This is a genomic window from Streptomyces adustus, from assembly GCF_009377175.1.
GTDB lineage: Bacteria > Actinomycetota > Actinomycetes > Streptomycetales > Streptomycetaceae > Streptomyces > Streptomyces adustus.
This window is the reverse complement of the sequence record NZ_VJZD01000197.1, coordinates 1-18,299: the sequence shown is the minus strand read 5'-3', so window position 1 is coordinate 18,299 and position 18,299 is coordinate 1. Positions and strand designations below refer to the sequence as shown.

The 18,299-nt window shown below is 70.7% G+C and carries 17 protein-coding genes and 1 pseudogene; 7 read left to right on the top strand and 11 right to left on the bottom strand.

Translation table 11 applies throughout. The annotated features are described in order from the left end of the window. Both FNH09_RS47270 and FNH09_RS49085 read left to right on the top strand, forming a co-directional pair. Positions 1-730, top strand: a pseudogene (locus FNH09_RS47270) (transcriptional regulator); the annotation flags it as partial. Positions 731-834: 104 nt separating this feature from the next. Beyond that, the gene (locus FNH09_RS49085; protein WP_338017773.1) at positions 835-2,850 is read left to right on the top strand and encodes a PA14 domain-containing protein; all 2,016 of its coding nucleotides are present in this window, start codon (positions 835-837) and stop codon (positions 2,848-2,850) included. Positions 2,851-3,222: 372 nt separating this feature from the next. Here FNH09_RS49085 and FNH09_RS34195 read toward each other — a convergent pair whose 3' ends face one another. Beyond that, the gene (locus FNH09_RS34195; protein WP_152893781.1) at positions 3,223-3,657 is read right to left on the bottom strand and encodes an ATP-binding protein; all 435 of its coding nucleotides are present in this window, start codon (positions 3,655-3,657) and stop codon (positions 3,223-3,225) included. A gap of 151 nt (positions 3,658-3,808) precedes the next feature. Between FNH09_RS34195 and FNH09_RS34190 the strand changes: the two genes are divergently transcribed. Together FNH09_RS34190 and FNH09_RS34185 are read left to right on the top strand one after the other, a co-directional pair. Continuing rightward, on the top strand, positions 3,809-4,651 hold the full coding sequence (locus FNH09_RS34190) for a Scr1 family TA system antitoxin-like transcriptional regulator (RefSeq protein ID WP_162469521.1): 843 nt from the start codon (positions 3,809-3,811) through the stop codon (positions 4,649-4,651). Beyond that, the gene (locus FNH09_RS34185; protein ID WP_152893774.1) at positions 4,642-4,848 is read left to right on the top strand and encodes a DUF397 domain-containing protein; all 207 of its coding nucleotides are present in this window, start codon (positions 4,642-4,644) and stop codon (positions 4,846-4,848) included. The genes FNH09_RS34190 and FNH09_RS34185 overlap by 10 nt, the downstream gene beginning before the upstream one ends. Before the next feature lie 77 nt (positions 4,849-4,925). Here FNH09_RS34185 and FNH09_RS34180 read toward each other — a convergent pair whose 3' ends face one another. From FNH09_RS34180 to FNH09_RS34160, 5 genes are all read right to left on the bottom strand, one after another. Beyond that, the gene (locus FNH09_RS34180; protein ID WP_162469520.1) at positions 4,926-6,632 is read right to left on the bottom strand and encodes a uroporphyrinogen-III synthase; all 1,707 of its coding nucleotides are present in this window, start codon (positions 6,630-6,632) and stop codon (positions 4,926-4,928) included. After that, positions 6,629-7,588 (bottom strand): hydroxymethylbilane synthase, encoded by a 960-nt coding sequence (gene hemC / locus FNH09_RS34175; protein WP_152893773.1) that lies wholly within the window; start codon positions 7,586-7,588, stop codon positions 6,629-6,631. The genes FNH09_RS34180 and hemC overlap by 4 nt, the downstream gene beginning before the upstream one ends. Beyond that, positions 7,585-9,342, bottom strand: coding sequence for a glutamyl-tRNA reductase (locus tag FNH09_RS34170; protein WP_152893772.1), 1,758 nt, complete (start codon positions 9,340-9,342; stop codon positions 7,585-7,587). The genes hemC and FNH09_RS34170 overlap by 4 nt, the downstream gene beginning before the upstream one ends. Continuing rightward, entirely contained in the window at positions 9,339-10,103 is a 765-nt protein-coding gene (locus tag FNH09_RS34165; protein WP_162469519.1) for a redox-sensing transcriptional repressor Rex, read from the bottom strand. The genes FNH09_RS34170 and FNH09_RS34165 overlap by 4 nt, the downstream gene beginning before the upstream one ends. Positions 10,104-10,383: 280 nt before the next feature. Continuing rightward, on the bottom strand, positions 10,384-10,662 hold the full coding sequence (locus FNH09_RS34160; protein ID WP_152893771.1) for a glutaredoxin family protein: 279 nt from the start codon (positions 10,660-10,662) through the stop codon (positions 10,384-10,386). Positions 10,663-10,768: 106 nt separating this feature from the next. On the opposite strand from FNH09_RS34160, the gene FNH09_RS34155 reads away from it, so the two are divergent. The 3 genes from FNH09_RS34155 to FNH09_RS34145 all read left to right on the top strand — a co-directional run bounded on the left by FNH09_RS34155 (position 10,769) and on the right by FNH09_RS34145 (position 14,371). After that, positions 10,769-11,683, top strand: coding sequence for an HAD family hydrolase (locus FNH09_RS34155; RefSeq protein WP_152893770.1), 915 nt, complete (start codon positions 10,769-10,771; stop codon positions 11,681-11,683). 402 nt (positions 11,684-12,085) lie between these two features. Further along, the gene (locus tag FNH09_RS34150; RefSeq protein WP_162469518.1) at positions 12,086-12,901 is read left to right on the top strand and encodes an ECF subfamily RNA polymerase sigma factor, BldN family; all 816 of its coding nucleotides are present in this window, start codon (positions 12,086-12,088) and stop codon (positions 12,899-12,901) included. A gap of 237 nt (positions 12,902-13,138) precedes the next feature. Next, positions 13,139-14,371 (top strand): DUF5667 domain-containing protein, encoded by a 1,233-nt coding sequence (locus FNH09_RS34145; RefSeq protein WP_162469517.1) that lies wholly within the window; start codon positions 13,139-13,141, stop codon positions 14,369-14,371. 114 nt (positions 14,372-14,485) lie between these two features. On the opposite strand, the gene FNH09_RS34140 is transcribed toward FNH09_RS34145, so the two are convergent. From FNH09_RS34140 to FNH09_RS34120, 5 genes are all read right to left on the bottom strand, one after another. Then, a complete protein-coding gene (locus tag FNH09_RS34140) occupies positions 14,486-15,553 on the bottom strand; it encodes a lysophospholipid acyltransferase family protein (RefSeq protein WP_152893769.1) in 1,068 nt (355 codons plus the stop codon). Between the two features lie 14 nt (positions 15,554-15,567). Further along, positions 15,568-16,629: an NAD-dependent epimerase/dehydratase family protein gene (locus tag FNH09_RS34135; protein ID WP_152893768.1), complete on the bottom strand. Its 1,062-nt coding sequence runs from the start codon at positions 16,627-16,629 to the stop codon at positions 15,568-15,570. Between the two features lie 249 nt (positions 16,630-16,878). Next, positions 16,879-16,977, bottom strand: coding sequence for a 30S ribosomal protein bS22 (locus FNH09_RS34130; protein WP_003948845.1), 99 nt, complete (start codon positions 16,975-16,977; stop codon positions 16,879-16,881). 131 nt (positions 16,978-17,108) lie between these two features. Beyond that, on the bottom strand, positions 17,109-17,321 hold the full coding sequence (locus FNH09_RS34125) for a helix-turn-helix domain-containing protein (protein ID WP_015658719.1): 213 nt from the start codon (positions 17,319-17,321) through the stop codon (positions 17,109-17,111). Between the two features lie 131 nt (positions 17,322-17,452). Next, positions 17,453-18,268, bottom strand: coding sequence for a phosphatase (locus tag FNH09_RS34120; RefSeq protein ID WP_162469516.1), 816 nt, complete (start codon positions 18,266-18,268; stop codon positions 17,453-17,455). Positions 18,269-18,299 lie beyond the last annotated feature (31 nt).

Sequence of the window (18,299 nt, the reverse complement as noted above, 5' to 3'; positions counted from 1 at the left end):
CGCCTCCCCCACCCGCGGCCGGCCGTCCGGCTCGCCCTCGGCGAACACCTCCGCCGCGGGCGACCGTTCGCCGGACCCGTCCACGAGCCCGTCCACGACCTCCGCCGCGAACACCACCCCCGTCGCACCGATCACCTGGACAGCGAACTCGCATCGCTGGGCGATCGGTTGCGAGCACGACTACGTCATCGACAAGGCGCCCGCGCAGGTGCCGCCGCCCCCGGCCCCGCAGGACGCCTCCCCGTGGGCGCGTTCGCAGGACGCGGTGCACGGCGGCCAGACGATGGTGGACATCACCGTGCAGGGGCGCACGGACGCGGCCGTGGTGCTGGAGGCGCTGCGGGTGCGTGTCGTGGGTCGGGCCGCCCCGGTGAAGGGCAACGTCTACGCGACGGGCCAGGGCTGCGGCGGCGGCCTGGGCCCCCACTCGTTCACCGTCGCTCTCGACAAGGACCGGCCGATCGCCCACGCGGTCCCGAGCTACGAGGGCGAGACGCTCGTTCCGGCGATGGACCTGCCCTACCGGGTCTCCGTGACGGACCCCGAGGTGCTGACGGTCGTGGCCAGGACCGACGGCTGCGACTGCCGCTGGTACCTGGAGCTCGACTGGTCCTCGCAGGGCCGCACCGGCACCGAACGCATCGACGACGACGGCGTCCCGTTCCGCACCAGCGGCACCGAGGGCCTGCCGCACTACTGGTACGCGAACGGCGGCTGGACCCTGAGCTGAGCGGGCCGCTGCCGCGATCGTCCGACGAAGGGCGCCGTACAACCAACTCCCCAGCTCACGGGTCTAGTCACGAGTTTCTCGTACGGCCCGAAAGGCATCCCTCCGTGAAGATCCACACCCGGCTGAGACCCGTCGCCGCCCTCGCCGTCACCCTGGCGGCCGGCGGCGGTCTGCTCGCCGCCGGCACCGCCCCGGCCGCCGCCGCGGACTGCGCCTCTCCGGTGTTCAAGCGCCAGTACTTCGCCAACACCACCTTCTCCGGCACCCCGAAGAAGACGGACTGCGACAGCACGATCGCCGAGAACTACGGCACCGGAGCCCCGGCAGGCGTCGCCCTGCCCAAGGACAACTTCTCCGTCCGCTGGACCGCCACCCGCGACTTCGGCTCCGGCGGACCCTTCACGTTCGCCGCCGAGGCGCAGGACGGCATCCGCGTCTACCTCGACGGCGTCCGAAAGATCGACCTGTGGAAGAACGTCTCGACCACGCAGAAGAAGTCGGTCGCCCTCACGGTCCCCTCGGGCAAGCACACCCTGCGCGTCGACTACGTCGCCTGGACGGGCGCGGCGAACGTCAAGTTCACGTACACGCCCCGGACTTCCGCGACCGTCGACAAGGTGAAGCCGCTCGCTCCGACCGGGGTGAGCGCGCGGCTCGACAACGCCACCGCGCAGGCCGTGGTGTCCTGGGCCGCCAACAAGGAGATGGACCTCGCCGGCTACCGCCTCTACCGCCGTGACGAGGGCAGCAGCACCTGGCTGAACGTCGGATACACCACCGGCACCACCTATTCCAACCTCCCGACGGGTGCCGGCCGCACGTACTACTACGAGGTCCGGTCCTACGACAAGGCGGGCAACGTCTCCGTGGGCAGCGCCGACCAGCGGGTGGCGACCGTCGCCGTCACCGCGCCGACCGGTGTCACCGTGCAGAGCCTGGACGAGGGCAACAAGCTGGCCTGGAACCCGGTGCCCGGAGCGGCGCAGTACAAGGTGACCAGGTGTGGCCAGAACGGTGCCATCGCCAGCACGTCCGGCACCGGCTTCACCGACACCACGGCCCCACGGTCCCTCGCCTGCAGCTACATCGTGCAGGCCGTCGACGGGGCGGGCCGTGCCTCCGCGTACTCCGCCGTCGTGAAGGCGACCCGGCCCGTCGCCGCCCCGCACGACCTCACCGCGACGCCCGACGCCGACCGGGTCGTCCTCACCTGGACCGTCGACCCCGACAGGGACGGGACGTACTACGACTTCCACGTCTACCGGTCCCTGTCCCTGCCGGTGACGACCTCCGGCGAGCCGTCGTGGTGCAACACCACGTCCACACGACTGGCCGACGGCCGACGCCGGTACACCTGCACCCAGACCATGGCGCCGAACACCACGTACCACTACGTGGTCAAGGGCTACGACTACAACTCCCGCGAGTCCCTCGCCTCCGCCACCGTCACGGTCACCACGCTCGCCTCCGACCGGGACACCACCCCGCCCGCCGCGGTCACCGGGCTGACCGCCGAGGCCACCGAGTACGGCGTCGTCCTGGACTGGAACGCCAATACGGAGAAGGACCTCAAGCGGTACACGGTCTACCGCGGAGAGGTGCTCAGGGACGAGGAGGACGGCACCGCCGTGTGCTCCGGCTCCGAATGGGACTACCTGAGCCCGGCCACCACGCACTACGTCGACGCGACCCTGCCCGACGGCGACGAGCACTGCTACTGGATCGACGCCGTCGACACCAGCAACAACTCCAGCTACAAGTGGACCGGAACGGCCGGGGCCGTCGCCGTCACCGAACTCGACCTCACCCCGACCGTCGCCACGCCGGAGGACTCCCCGGTGTCGCTGGAGGCGTCCGCCACGGACGTCGGCGCCGTGGAGCTGTCCTGGAACCGGGTCCAGGACGCCATCGGCTACCGCGTCCTGCGCTGGGACCGGGACACGGGCCGGTACGAGAGTCTGACGGGCGACACCCCCGTCACCGAGACCTCGTACACGGACACCACCGCCCCCTCCGGCACCACCCACTACTACTGGGTGAGCGCGGTCCTCGCGGACGGCACCGAGTCCGCGCCGGGCGGCGACTGGGCCATCCTGGTGCCGCCGGGATCCGACGGATAGGGCACTTCCCCGGGGCGGGCGGCACGGCAGTCGCGGCACCACGCTCCCCGGAACGGCGCCCTGAAGACCCGGTTGCAGCCGCCCTCGCAGTCCGCCCATTCCTCCGTGCCGGGTGGGCGGGGCAGCGGTCGACCCAGGAGCGGCCCGCCCCCATCGACCCACGGAAGGGACGGCAGTGCCGGTGGGAGCAGATCCAGCAGGCGGTTACGGAGAAAGCCGGCCGGGTTGCGTACCTGGAGGGGAAGGCCGTCGGTCAGGGCGTGGACCACCGACGATCCGCCGAGGCCGTTCTCGAACCAGGGGACGACCAGGGGAGCCAGCCGCCGCACCTCTCGCCCGGACAGACCGCATTTCCGGGCTCCGGCACGGGCGTCATCGGCGAGGTGCGAGATCGAGTTCCGCCCACACGGTCTTGCACGGGACCGGCCCGGCCCGCACGCCCCAGCGGTCCGCGAACTCCTCCACGAGCAGCAGCCCGTAACCGGACTCGGCCTGCCCCTCGGAAGCGCCCCGCACCCGGGTGGGCCACCGGTCCCCCCGGGTGTCGACGACCTCCACCCGCAACGTCCGGGGAGCGAGGACGGAGAGGGTGAGGCGGAAGCTCCGGCCGGGCACGCGACCGTGCAGCACGGCGTTCGCGGCGAGTTCGGCGACGACGAGCCGGGCCGGATCCAGGGGCAGCCCCCAGTCGTGCAGCTCCCCGGCCGCGAGCAGCCGGGCGAGGCGGGCGCCGCGCCGGGTGGCGGAGAGCGGCACCGAGAAGTGGTGGAGCGGGGGGCGGGCAGTTCGCTGATTCACGTCACTCAGCGTGTTCTTCCGTACGTAACCTGTGAAGCGCGGTGGCCCGTGCGGACGGTGTCCGTCCGGGTGGCGTCCGGTTCTGTCCGGGCCGTACGGGGTGACCGGGGAGCGGGCGTCGAGGTTGGGCGGGCAAGCGCGTGGCGGAAGGGCGGCGGGCGTGAGCGTGTGGGACGCGGGACCGGAGGACGACGAGGAAGCCGGGGCGGTGATGAGGACCGTCCAGCGCCAGCTGAAGCTGTGGCGCGAGTCGGCCGGCCTCACCCAGGCCGAGTTCGGGGCGGCCATCGGGTACGGGGAGGAACAGGTCTCCGCCGTGGAGCGGGGGCGGCGCATCCCCCGGCCCGAGTATCTGGACCGCGCGGACGAGGTCCTGTCGGCGGGCGGCCGACTCGCGGCCCTGAAGGAGGATCTGGCCGAGGTCCGCTACCCGAAGAAGGTGCGGGACCTGAAGAAGCTGGAGGCGGACGCGGTCGAGCTGTGTGCGTACAACAACTCCGTGATCCACGGGTTGTTGCAGACCGTGGCGTACGCGACTTCGGTCTTCAGCGCGCGCCGACCACCGTTCAGCGCGGACGAGCTGGAGCAGAGGCTTGCGGCCCGGGTGTCCCGCCAGAAGATCGTCGACAGCGCGGTGGCTCAGCCGTCCTTCAGCTTTGTCCAGTGCGAGTCGACGCTTCGACGGCCCATCGGAGGCAGCGTGGTCATGCGGCGCCAGCTCGAAAGCCTGCTGGAGATCGCTGAGTTCCGGAACGTCGACCTTCAGGTACTCCCGCTGAATCGCGAGGTGAACTCCGGCCTGGCAGGTTCTTTCAGACTGCTCAGACTCAAGGACGGCAACACCGTCGGGCACGTCGAAGTGCAGCACATCAGCCGCGTGATCACCGACCCGAAAGAGGTCCAATTGCTCGACATGCGCTATGGGACCATCCGGGCACAAGCTCTCGACCCGCGAGAGTCAACAGTCTTCATCGAGAGAGTGCTTGGAGAGACATGCCCCTGAAGCCCTACAGCGAAGTGAGCATCGCACCGGAGTGGATAAGGAGCAGCTACAGCACGGACGAGGGCCCCGACTGCGTCGAAGTGGCCGTCCACCCGGACGGGATCCTCGTCCGCGACTCCAAGAACCCCGACAGCCCCCGCCTCGCCCTCGCGCCCACCGCCTGGGCGGCCTTCCTGCCGTACGCGTCCGGCCGCTGACGCCCTCGCCCGACGAAGAACGCCCCGCCGTCCCGATACGGGACGGCGGGGCGTGCGCTTCGACGGCGCGGGTGCGGTCAGGTGGTGGACCGGCGCCTGCGGGCTCCCGGGCGGCGCTCGCTCGGGCGGGTGACCGGGTCACCGGCCTCCTGCGCGGACGCCCTGCGCCGCAGTCCGAACTCGGCCAGCGCCTCCGCCAGCTTGTGCACCGACGGCTCCGGGGCCATGACGTCGACCCGCAGCCCGTGCTCCTCGGCGGTCTTGGCCGTGGCCGGGCCGATGCACGCGATCACGGTGACGTTGTGCGGCTTGCCCGCGATACCCACCAGGTTGCGCACGGTGGAGGACGACGTGAAGAGCACGGCGTCGAAGCCACCGCCCTTGATCGCCTCCCGGGTGTCGGCCGGCGGCGGCGACGCCCGCACGGTGCGGTACGCCGTGACGTCGTCGACCTCCCAGCCCAGCTCGATCAGTCCGGCGACGAGCGTCTCCGTGGCGATGTCGGCGCGGGGCAGGAACACCCGGTCGATCGGGTCGAAGACCGGGTCGTAAGGAGGCCAGTCCTCCAGCAGACCCGCGGCCGACTGCTCGCCGCTGGGCACCAGGTCCGGCTTCACACCGAAGGCGATCAGTGCGTTCGCGGTCTGCTCGCCCACCGCGGCGACCTTGATGCCCGCGAAGGCGCGCGCGTCCAGGCCGTACTCCTCGAACTTCTCCCGCACGGCCTTGACCGCGTTGACCGAGGTGAACGCGATCCACTCGTAGCGGCCCGTCACCAGGCCCTTGACCGCGCGCTCCATCTGCTGGGGCGTGCGCGGCGGCTCGACGGCGATCGTCGGGACCTCGTACGGCACCGCGCCGTAGGACCGCAGCTGGTCGGAGAGCGAAGCCGCCTGCTCCTTCGTGCGCGGCACGAGCACCTTCCAGCCGAACAGCGGCTTGGACTCGAACCACGACAGCTGAGCACGCTGGGCGGGGGCGGAACGCTCACCGACCACGGCTATCACCGGCCTGCCGCCGTCCGGGGACGGCAGGACCTTCGCCTGCTTCAGCGTCTGCGCGATCGTGCCGAGCGTGGCCGTCCAGGTCCGCTGCCGGGTGGTCGTACCCCCGACCGTCACGGTCAGCGGGGTGTCGGGCTTGCGGCCCGCGGAGACCAGCTCGCCGGCCGCGGCGGCCACCGAGTCCAGGGTCGTCGACACCACGACGGTCCCGTCCGACGCGCCGACCTCGGTCCAGCACCGGTCCGACGCGGTCCGCGCGTCGACGAACCGTACGTCCGCGCCCTGCGCGTCGCGCAGCGGCACACCCGCGTACGCGGGCACGCCGACGGCGGCCGCGATACCGGGGACGACCTCGAAGGGAACGCCGGCTGCGGCGCAGGCGAGCATTTCGGCGGCGGCGTACGTATCAAGTCCGGGGTCCCCGGACACCGCACGCACGACCCGCCTGCCGCCCCGCGCGGCCTCCATGACAAGATGTGCCGCATCCCTCACTGCGGGGATACCAGCGGTTGTTGACGCGCTGTCAACGACCGTCAGCTGTGGCGTGCCTGCGGCCGGGGCCGGATCCGACGAGGGATCCGTCTCCGTGTTCACGACGGCGACGCCGGGTCGGGCGTGCGTGCGTACGACGTCGAGCACCTCGTGCTCGGCGACGAGGACGTCCGCGTGCGCCAGCGCCTCGACGGCGCGCAGAGTCAGCAGTCCCGGATCCCCGGGTCCGGCACCCAGGAAGGTGACGTGCCCGTGTTCCGGACCGGTGGGAAGGGTGGTGGGGCTCACCGTGCTTGCTCCCCCATCAGACCGGCCGCGCCCTGGGCGAGCATCTCGGTGGCGAGTTCGCGACCGAGCGCCATTGCCCCGTCGTGCGTCTCGGGCACGGGACCGGTGGTGGACAGCTGCACCGTACGGGTGCCGTCGGGTGTACCGACGACGGCCCGCAGGCGCATTTCGTTGACAATCTGGCCGTCGGCCAGAAGGTCGGCCAGCGCGCCCACAGGGGCGCTGCAACCGGCCTCCAGGGCGGCGAGCAGTGACCGTTCGGCGGTCACGGCGACCCGCGTGAACGGGTCGTCGAGCTCGCCGAGTGCCGCGATGAGGTCCGCGTCGTCCGCGGAGCACTCGATCGCCAGGGCCCCTTGGCCGGGGGCGGGCAAAACCGTGTCGACCGACAGGAAGTCGGTCACCTCGTCGATGCGGCCGAGGCGGTTCAGGCCGGCCGCGGCCAGCACGACCGCGTCCAGCTCGCCGTCGCGCACGAAGCCGATCCGCGTGTCCACGTTCCCGCGGATCGAGACCGTCTCGATGTCGAGCCCGTGGCTGCGCGCGTAGGCGTTCAGCTGCGCGGCGCGGCGCGGCGAGCCGGTGCCGATCCGGGCCCCGCGGGGCAGATCGGTGAACTTCAGCGCGTCGCGGGCGACGATGACGTCGCGCGGGTCCTCGCGCAGCGGGACCGCGGCCAGCGCCAGCTCCTGCGGCTGCGTGGTCGGCAGGTCCTTCAGCGAGTGGACCGCGAAGTCGACCTCGCCGCGCGTCAGGGCGTCCCGCAGGGCGGTCACGAAGACCCCCGTGCCGCCGATCTGCGAGAGATGTTCCCGGGAGGTGTCGCCGTACGTGGTGATCTCGACGAGCTCTACGGGCCGTCCGGTCACCTGGCTCACGGCGTCCGCCACCTGCCCGGACTGGGCCATGGCGAGCTTGCTTCGCCTGGTCCCCAGCCTCAGTGCCTTCTGACTCATGCTGGCCCTCGGTTCTTGGCGTTCTTCTCGATGCTTTCCTCGGCCCGGGAGACGGAGGCCACCGTCTCCGGGTCGAGGTCGAACAGGGTGCGCAGCGCGTCCGCGTACCCGGCGCCGCCGGGTTCGGCCGCGAGCTGCTTGACCCGTACGGTCGGTGCGTGCAACAGCTTGTCGACGACGCGCCGCACGGTCTGGGTGATCTCGCCGCGCTGCTTGTCGTCGAGGCCGGGCAGCCGTCCGTCGAGGCGCGCGATCTCGCTCGCGACGACGTCGGCGGCCATGGTGCGCAGGGCGACCACGGTGGGCGTGATGTGCGCGGCCCGCTGGGCCGCCCCGAAGGCCGCGACCTCGTCGGAGACGATACGCCGGACCTGGTCCACGTCGGCCGCCATCGGCGCGTCCGCGGAGGCCTCGGCGAGCGACTCGATGTCCACCAGGCGCACCCCGGCCAGCCGGTGCACGGCGGCGTCGATGTCACGGGGCATCGCGAGGTCGAGGAGGAAGAGGACCGGCTCGGGCCGCGGGGCCTCGGCGGGCTGCTCGGGCCTGCGGCGCTCGGGGATCCGGCCGACGGAGGCCGCCGTCGCGGCGAGCGCGCCGATCAGCTCGGCGTCGGCCTCGACCGCGCCCCGCAGGGTCTCACGGCGGTCGACGGTGACGGTGCCGTTGTCGACCCAGGCCGCGTGCTGCTCCAGCGTCGCCGCGTCCATCCCGGCGACGGCGGCCTCCCCCATCACGGAGAAGCCGGACTGCACGGCGGCCAGGTCGAGCGGACAGTTGTCGTCGGCACCGACCGAGGCCGGCGCCGACGACCGCTCGTCCGTACGAGCGCTGCCGGGCCCGTCGGTGGCGACGCCCGGGCCGGGGATCGTCGCGGCCGGGTGGCCCGGACGGCCCGCCAGCGCGGCGGCGATGGTCTCCGCGCCGAGCACGAGCCCGGTCGCGCCGGTGCACGAAACGGCGATATCGGCACGTGTCAGCTCGACGGGCACCGCGTCCATCGACACCGCGCGGGTGCGGACGTACGGGCCGTCGGCCTCGGCGGACCGCTGCCCGTACTGCTCCTCCAGCAGCTGGACGAGGCGTTCGGCACGGTCGGGGGTGCGGTTGGCGATCACGATCTCGCCGACCCCGGCACGCGCGAGCGTCGCGGCGGCCAGCGAGGACATCGAACCGGCCCCGATCACCAGCGCCGACCTGCCCCGGACCCAGGTGCGCACGTCGGCGCCCGCGGACAGCTGCTCCAGGCCGAAGGTGACCAGGGACTGCCCGGCACGGTCGATGCCGGTCTCGGAGTGGGCACGCTTGCCGACCCGCAGGGCCTGCTGGAACAGGTCGTTCAGCAGCCGCCCGGCGGAGTGCAGCTCCTGCGCCTTGGCGAGGCCGTCCTTGATCTGCCCGAGGATCTGCCCCTCGCCGACGACCATGGAGTCGAGCCCGCAGGCCACCGAGAACAGGTGGTGGACGGCGCGGTCCTCGTAGTGCACATAAAGATAAGGAGTGAGCTCCTCCAGCCCCACCCCGCAGTGCTGGGCGAGCAGGGTGGACAGCTCGGCGACACCGGCGTGGAACTTGTCCACGTCGGCGTACAGCTCGATGCGGTTGCAGGTCGCCAGGAGGGCGGCCTCGGCGGCCGGCTCGGCGGCGACGGTGTCCTGGAGCAGCTTGACCTGGGCGTCCGCGTTCAGCGAGGCGCGCTCCAGCACGCTGACCGGGGCGCTGCGGTGGCTCAGTCCCACGACGAGGAGACTCATGCCGGCATCACGGCGGGTACGTCCCCGTCGGGTCCCTGCTCGGCGGAGTCGTTGCGGGCGACGGCGGCCGCGGCGGCGGACTCGGTGCCCGCGGCCTCCTCGCCGGCCTTGCGCTGCTCGTGGAAGGCGAGGATCTGCAACTCGATGGAGAGGTCGACCTTGCGCACGTCGACGCCGTCCGGCACGGACAGCACGGTCGGCGCGAAGTTCAGGATGGAGGTCACCCCGGCGGCCACGAGCCGGTCGCAGACGGGCTGGGCGGCACCGGCGGGCGTGGCGATCACGCCGATCGAGACACCGTTGTCCTTGATGATCTTCTCGAGTTCGTCCGTGTGCTGGACCGGGATGCCCGCGACGGGCTTTCCGGCCATCGCCGGGTCGGCGTCGATCAGCGCCGCGACCCGGAAACCGCGCGAGGCGAACCCGCCGTAGTTGGCGAGGGCGGCACCGAGGTTTCCGATACCGACGATCACCACCGGCCAGTCCTGGGTCAGGCCCAGCTCGCGGGAGATCTGGTAGACGAGGTATTCGACGTCGTAGCCGACACCGCGCGTTCCGTACGAACCCAGGTAGGAGAAGTCCTTGCGCAGCTTGGCGGAGTTGACTCCCGCCGCGGCCGCGAGCTCCTCGGAGGAGACCGTGGGCACCGAGCGCTCGGACAGTGCCGTCAGAGCGCGGAGGTACAGCGGAAGCCTGGCGACGGTGGCCTCGGGAATCCCTCGGCTACGGGTCGCCGGTCGGTGAGTTCGGCCAGTTGCCACAGTGCTCCTGCGGGTAGAGCGGGGCTGTGGGCGGTCGTTTGTCCCCAGACCGCCCCGTCGAGTGCAGGCTATGTCTTTGTGAACGTGTGCACAAAGATGGTGTCCGATTTGCCCTGCCAACGTGACCGGGGTCACGCGCCCCCGGCGCTGGCGTGGGGAACCGGCGCACACGCAGCGCTGTTCCTTGTTTACCAGGGGCAAAAACGCACACTCTCCTCACGAATCCCGCCCCCGAGACCAACTCGCCATCGATCCTAAGCGACTTTCCCGGCTAGTTGGACTAGTCGGTCAGTGCTTTGCGCAACCTCTGCTCGTCCACGCGCCAGAAGGTGTGCTGCCGTCCGTCCACGAGCACGACGGGGATCTGCTCCCAGTACTGGTCATGGAGCCCCCGGTCCTGAGTGATGTCCTTGTGTTCCCACGGCACGCCGAGGTCGCCGCAGACCTTTTCGATCACGATCTGTGCGTCATCACACAGATGACATCCCGGCTTGCCGATGAGCGTGACCACGCGCTCCTGGGGAGACTTACGCCGAAAGAGGGGACTCATGCCCCCCATTCTCGCGCCCCGCGGGCCGGTTCTTTAACGGCCCGGTAGCGGAGAGTTCACACCCTCCCAACCTTGCGACTCCGGAACCACCGAACAGAATGGCTATGCTCACGCCATGGCCGCTCTCGGATGGCTCACTCCCCGTAGGCGCTCCGCCACGGCGCGGAGCGTGTTGGCAGGCGAGGCCTCGGCGGAGGCGGCGCGCAAGTCGTCGCAGCCGGAGGCCGACGCCCAGGAGCCCGATTTCCCCGTGCTCGGCGACGAGAAAGCCGCCGCGTTCTTCGACCTCGACAACACCGTGATGCAGGGCGCCGCCCTGTTCCACTTCGGCCGGGGCCTGTACAAACGGAAGTTCTTCGAGACCCGCGACCTGGCGAAGTTCGCCTGGCAGCAGGCGTGGTTCCGGCTGGCCGGCGTCGAGGACCCCGAACACATGCAGGACGCCCGCGACTCGGCCCTGTCCATCGTCAAGGGCCACCGGGTCTCGGAGCTGATGTCGATCGGCGAGGAGATCTACGACGAGTACATGGCCGGCCGCATCTGGCCCGGCACCCGCGCCCTCGCCCAGGCCCACCTGGACGCGGGCCAGCGGGTCTGGCTGGTCACGGCGGCTCCCGTGGAGATCGCCGGGGTGATCGCCCGCAGGCTGGGCCTGACCGGCGCGCTGGGCACGGTGGCGGAGTCCGTCGACGGCATCTACACGGGCAAGCTCGTGGGCGAACCGCTGCACGGCCCGGCGAAGGCGGAGGCGGTACGCGCCCTGGCCGCCGCGGAGGGCCTGGACCTCTCGCGCTGCGCCGCGTACAGCGACTCGCACAACGACATCCCGATGCTGTCGCTGGTCGGCCACCCCTACGCCATCAACCCCGACGCCAAACTGCGCCGACACGCCCGGAGCCTCGACTGGCGCCTGCGCGACTACCGCACCGGCCGCAAGGCGGCCAAGGTCGGCATCCCCGCGGCGGCGGGCGTCGGCGCGGTGGCGGGCGGCACGGCGGCGGCGATCGCCCTGCACCGCAGGCGCCGATAACCGCAGCCCGGGCACCACGGCAGCGCGCGCGACCCACGGGGCGTGGGGACCGGTCCGACGGTCCCCACGCCCCGATTCAGTCACGCCCGCTCACCAACCGGCCATTCGCGAGGACGTACCCGGCACCCGCCCTGCCCAGTCCTCACTGCCCGACCCGGCCACAACACGCCTGGACCCACCCTCAATCCGAAGATTTCCGATCAGCAATCGCTCACTCTCCAATGCTTGATCGAGCGTCAAACAGATGCGGAAGCGACGTAATCGATGATTTGAGCAACTGGGTGTAGCAGTGCCTGTACGAAGCGTTATTCTCCTCAGACGCAAACCGGTACCCCCTCCGTCGTCACGACGGGTGAACGGTCCGGCACTGCACGTGATGGAAGCTCTGCCTCTGGGAGTCCCGTGTACCCACACGTCGGGGTTGACGCCTCGGGCCTGGCTACGCTGCGCGCAACGGTCGCTACGGTCAATGATCTGTTGCGCGGCTTCGTCCCCACCGCGTACCCCGTCCCTGCCGTCCACAACGCCCCCGCCTTCGCCACCACCACCCCTCTCGGCCCCTGCTACGCACTGGCCGAGGGCAGCGCCACGGTCGGCAGACGAGGACGTTCGGCGAGCGCCGGCACCGGTACCACCGGCGCCACCGCCCGTCGGCCGGCCGCCGACAGCGACAGCGCCCGCATGATGGACCTCGTGGAGCGCGCCCAGTCCGGCGAGACCGAGGCCTTCGGCCGCCTCTACGACCAGTACAGCGACACCGTGTACCGGTACATCTACTACCGGGTGGGCGGCAAGGCGACCGCCGAGGACCTCACCAGCGAGACGTTCCTGCGGGCCCTGCGCCGCATCGGCACCTTCACCTGGCAGGGCCGCGACTTCGGCGCCTGGCTGGTCACCATCGCCCGCAATCTCGTCGCCGACCACTTCAAGTCGAGCCGCTTCCGGCTGGAGGTCACCACCGGCGAGATGCTCGACGCCAACGAGGTCGAGCGCTCCCCGGAGGACTCCGTCCTGGAGTCCCTCTCCAACGCCGCCCTGCTAGACGCCGTGCGCCGGCTCAACCCCCAGCAGCAGGAGTGCGTGACACTCCGCTTCCTCCAGGGGCTCTCCGTCGCCGAGACCGCACGCGTGATGGGAAAGAACGAGGGTGCCATCAAGACCCTCCAGTACCGCGCCGTCCGCACCCTGGCCCGGCTCCTCCCGGAAGATGCCCGCTGAACCGGCGGACACTCTCAGCAATCATCAACTCACGTTCAGTGAAAGACCGTTGACTTCGCGATCCGATCATCCGTCGTCCGTAACCCAAGTGCCGCGCCGCTCGTTGTGCGGGATGCAGGCTCCCTGTGGTCACCCCCTGGCCGACTTCGATCATTCGTTCGTATGGGCGCGGTCAGGGTGTGCAACCCCCAGGACCCCCTGGGGAGCCGACCGTCATGACGAGAGGAGGTGCCGCCAGTGATCGCGAACGTATCGGCACACCGGCGGGCGAACGCCTTCGCCCAGGCCCTGGAGGAGCTGTCCGACCTGGGCACGGCGGCCGAGCAGTCCGAAGGACCGGCTCCGTCGTCCCCGGCTGCTGCGGAACAGACCGAGCAGGGTCAGTTGCTGACCTTCGCCACCGGTCTCGGCGCACTGCCGAAACCGGAGCTCGACCCGGAGGTCAAGGTCGTCCAGCGGGCCCGCTTGGTGGCCGCGATGGAGACCATGATCCGCGAGGGCACCCTGGGCGGCGGGGCGACGGACACTCCGGTGCCCGAGCAGCGCTCCCGGTCCCGGGGCGCACACCGAGCGACCGGACTCGGCAAGTTCCGGCCACGCTCCCGCCTGGCCAAGGGCCTGACCGCGGGCGGGCTGAGCGTCGGCGTCGCCGCGGGAGCCCTCGGCGGAGTCGCCTCCGCGAGCTCCGACGCGCTGCCCGGCGACTCGCTCTACGGACTCAAACGCGGCATCGAGGACTTCAAGCTCAACCATCTGACCGACGGGGACGACGAACGCGGCCGTTCCTACCTCGATCAGGCCTCCACCCGGCTGAGCGAGGCACGTCGGCTGATGGAGCGCGGCCGCAGCGGCCCCCTCGACCACGAGTCCCTCAGCGAGGTCCGCCGCACCCTGTCCGGGATGCAGCACGACGCGACCGAGGGCCATCGGCTGCTGCACGCGGCCTTCGAACGCGATCCCGAGTCCCTGGGTCCCATCCAGGCTCTGTCCACGTTCTCCAACTCCCACCGCGAGGCCTGGGGCGCACTGCGCGAACAGCTCCCGGTCCAGCTCGGCGACGTCAGCGACCAGGTGTCGTCCGTCTTCGACGCCATAGACGAAGAGGTCGCCCCGCTCCGGTCCATGCTCCCGCAGGCCCCGGCACGGACCGGCGGAGGCCAACGGCAGAGCCCCGGCTCGACGTCCGACGGTTCGTCCGGCACCCAGCGGTCGACCGCGCCCAGCACCGGCTCCGGCACCGCCGACACCGGCCGCTCCGGCACCGGCGGACCGAGCAGATCGGCCGGCACCGGCAGCGAGGGCGACGGGCTGCTCGGCGGCAGCACCGGCGGGTTGCTCGACCCGCCCAAGGACACCGGCAGCGCCTCCCCGTCCACGAGCCCGTCGGTCGCCGAACCCGACGTCACCCTCCCGCCGTTGCTCCCGGGCCTGCTGCCCGGCCTGGGCATCGACAGCCAGGACGCCGGCTAGCCACGACGGAGACAGCGGTACGAAGACAGCGGTACGGCGATGGGGGCGGCCTTCTCGGAGAGGCCGCCCCCATCGCCGTACCCGACCACGAAGCCGTCGGGTCCGACCGCTCGCTCAGAAGAACACCGACCGGCGCTGCACCAGCAGCTTGTACAGCGTGTGCTGGATCTGCTCCCTGACCTGGTCGGTCAGATTGAACATCAGCATCGGGTCCTCGGCCGCCTCCGGCGGATAGCCGTCCGTGGCGATCGGCTCGCCGAACTGGATCGTCCACTTCGTCGGCAGCGGAACCGCACCCAGCGGGCCGAGCCACGGAAAGGTCGGCGTGAGCGGGAAGTACGGGAATCCCAGCAGCCGCGCCAGGGTCTTGGCGTTGCCGATCATCGGGTAGATCTCCTCCGCCCCCACGATCGAGCAGGGGATGATCGGAGTGCCCTGGCGCAGCGCCGTGGAGACGAAGCCGCCCCGGCCGAACCGCTGGAGCTTGTAGCGCTCGCTGAAGGGCTTGCCGATGCCCTTGAAGCCCTCCGGCATCACTCCCACCACCTCGCCCTGGGCGAGCAGCCGTTCGGCGTCCTCGGTGCAGGCCAGGGTGTGGCCGAGCTTGCGCGCCAGCTCGTTGACCACCGGCAGTACGAAGACCAGGTCCGCGGCGAGCAACCGCAGATGCCGGCCCGCCGGGTGATGGTCGTGCACGGCGACCTGCATCATCAGGCCGTCCAGCGGGAGCGTGCCGGAGTGGTTGGCCACGATCAGGGCGCCGCCCTGGGCCGGGATGTTCTCGATGCCCTTCACGTCGACCCGGAAGTATTTGTCGTACAGCGGCCGGAGCAACGACATCAGGACCTGGTCGGTGAGCTCCTCGTCGTAGCCGAAGTCGTCGATCTCGTAGTCCCCGGTGAGGCGGCGGCGCAGGAACGCCAGCCCGCTCGCCACCCGGCGCTCCAGACCGCTGCCCGCGCCGTCCTGCGGCCCCTGGAAGGGCTGTTCCTCGTGCGTCACAGGAACATCATCCTGTCCGGCCGCGGAGGTGGGCAGGGGCTGGACCTGCTGGACCTCGCGGACCCGGGCGGGTTCACCGCTCTTGCGCCGGCTTCCCGCACCGCGGCGCCGCGACGGCCGCTGCACGGCGCTCCCGCGGGACCGGTCGTCGTCGAACGGAATGACCTTGGCGTCCGCCATCGTTGGTGCGCTCCTCAGTTGGCGCTCGGCGTCTGGGGGTGACCGCCGCCCCCGAGGGGCAGCGCGGCGATCCGGTCGACGGCCCCCGCGAGGGCCTCCGGCGGCAGCAGCCCGGGTCCCTGGCTGCGGGCGAAGTCCGCGAAGGTCTCCGCGGTCGTGTACTTCGGCGTGAATCCCAGCGTCTCGCGCATCTGGTCCGTGGACACGACCCGGCCGTGGGTGAGCAGCCGGATCTGTTCGGGCGAGAAGTCCGTCATTCCCAGCGTACGCACCAGGGACCCCGCCCAGGTGACCGCGGGGAGCAGCAGCGGCACCGTGGGGCGGCCGAGCCGCCGGGAGCACTGGGAGAGCAGCAGGACGCCGTCCCCGGCGATGTTGAACGTACCGCTGTTGAGGGTGCCGCGGGCCGGCTCGTGCGAGGCGATCCGCAACACCTCGACCACGTCGTCCTCGTGCACGAACTGGAGCCGCGGGTCGTAGCCGAGGACGGTCGGCAGCACGGGCAGCGCGAAGTACGACACGAGCGGCGTGTCCGCGGTCGGGCCCAGGATGTTGGCGAACCGCAGGACGCAGACGGCCACGTCGGGCCGGCGCCGCGCGAAGCCCCGCACGTATCCCTCGACCTCGACCGTGTCCTTCGCGAAGCCGCCGCTGGGCAGCGACTTGGGCGGCATCGTCTCGGTGAACACGGCCGGATCGCGGGGCGCGGACCCGTAGACATTCGTACTGGACTTCACCACCAGCCGCTTGACGGTCGGGGACTTCTGGCAGGCGCCGAGCAACTGCATGGTGCCGATGACGTTGGTCTCCTTGACCGTGGTCCGGCTGCCGCTGCCCAGGGCGGTGGCGGTGACGTCCAGATGGACGACCGTGTCCGCGTTCGTCTCGGCGAGCACCCGCGCTATGGCGGGCTGCCTGATGTCGGCCTGGATGAAGTCGGCGCCCCCGAGATGGTGCTCGGGCGGGACGGCGTCCACGGCGACGACCCGGTCCACCTGCGGGTCGCGCTGGATGCGCCGGACGAACCGGCCCCCCAGTTGACGGGCCACCCCGGTCACGAGCACGACCTTGCCCAAGATCAGCGCCTTCCTTTCCGACCTCGCACCCTGCCCGGGTCTCGTCACCGGCCCAGGCCTCGTACCCTGCCTGCGTTCCCCGTCTGCGGCCAACTTAGCGGGTCGATATTGCGCTGTGATGACCACGCGATGCAGGAAGCGACGGCGAGTGTCGCAAAACAGAGGTTCCGAACACAGCTGCCGGAACAGAACTGTGGCCCCCCACCGAATGCGGTGGGGGGCCACAGTGACACGCTTTCGCGCTGTCGCCTACTTCTTGTTGCGACGCTGAACGCGCGTGCGCTTGAGCAGCTTGCGGTGCTTCTTCTTGGCCATCCGCTTGCGCCGCTTCTTGATAACAGAGCCCACGACTACCCTCGCTCACTTCTCATCACTCGGTGCTGGGCGCCATGGGCCCATACGACCTACGAGGGGCTAGCCTACCCGCCCGAGCGCTGAGGTCGTAATCGAGGTGTTTCCGGGCCTTCCCGGAACAGCCGTCAGGCTGTTTCCACCCCCACATAGCTCTCACGGAGGTACTCGTGTACCGCTTGCTCCGGGACGCGGAAAGACCTCCCCACCCGGATCGCGGGCAGATGACCGCTGTGCACCAACCGGTACACGGTCATCTTCGACACTCGCATCACCGAGGCGACCTCCGCCACGGTAAGGAACTGAACCTCGTTCAGAGGCCTCTCGCCAGCTGCACCCATGACACCCACCTGAACCTTCCGCACTCGACGGCCACCGGCTTCCCCTTCCGGTGACTCTTCGTCGTTGCGTGCTCACTCCCCAGACTAGGGGCGGGTGATGCGAGTGGGGAAGAGGTGCACCCATCCGCGGCCTACTGTGACAGACACGCTCGATTGAGTACGTAGCGGGTAAGCGGACGGTAGTAATCGGATCGCACGGCGTCATCAAGTGGAACTACCACGGACACGGACCCCTCGGCCTCCCCCACGAAAAGCGCGGGGTCGTCGGTGTCGGCGAGACCGATGGCCTCGAACCCCAGCTGACCTGCCCCGCAGACCCATCCGTGGTCCCCGATGACCAACTCCGGGAGGGGCCCGCCGGCGTCGGCCGCCCCGGCCAGAGCGGTACGAACCGGGAGCGGCGAGTGCGTGTGTGCGCCCGGCTCACAACCGGGGCGTTCGGCGTCCGGTTCCCTTACGAGCGCGACCCCCTGTACGTAATCAAGGTTGTACGTGCGTAGACCGAACCGGGTCGTTATGTCGACACAGTGACCCTTCGCTGGGACGATGACGGTACATCCGGCCGCCGACAACGCGTCCGCAAGCGCGGCGTAGAAACCGAGCAGACGGTGCGGGTGGCCGGTGCCGAGAAGCACGGGAGCACCGCGTCGGGCGGCCGCCGCGAGCCGGTCGGCGAAGGCGTCGAGGGCGGCCAGCGTCCGCTCCGGGTCGATCACATCATGACCGGAGACACAACCGGGGTCGGCCGAGACCCCGCACTTGTCCGCCATCAGCCCGATCAGATCCCGCTGCGACCAGGACCATTCGGGATCGAGACCGATCAGCACCCGGGGATCACGGGCGGCGAACAGCCGATAGCTCCGCAGACTCTCCTCCCGGGAGGTGGCCACGGGCCCGGCCAGATGCGCGGTCAGCAGATGGGCGCGCAGAGCGCCGATGCTCAACACGACAGCGATGCTGACGCACCCACCCCACCCC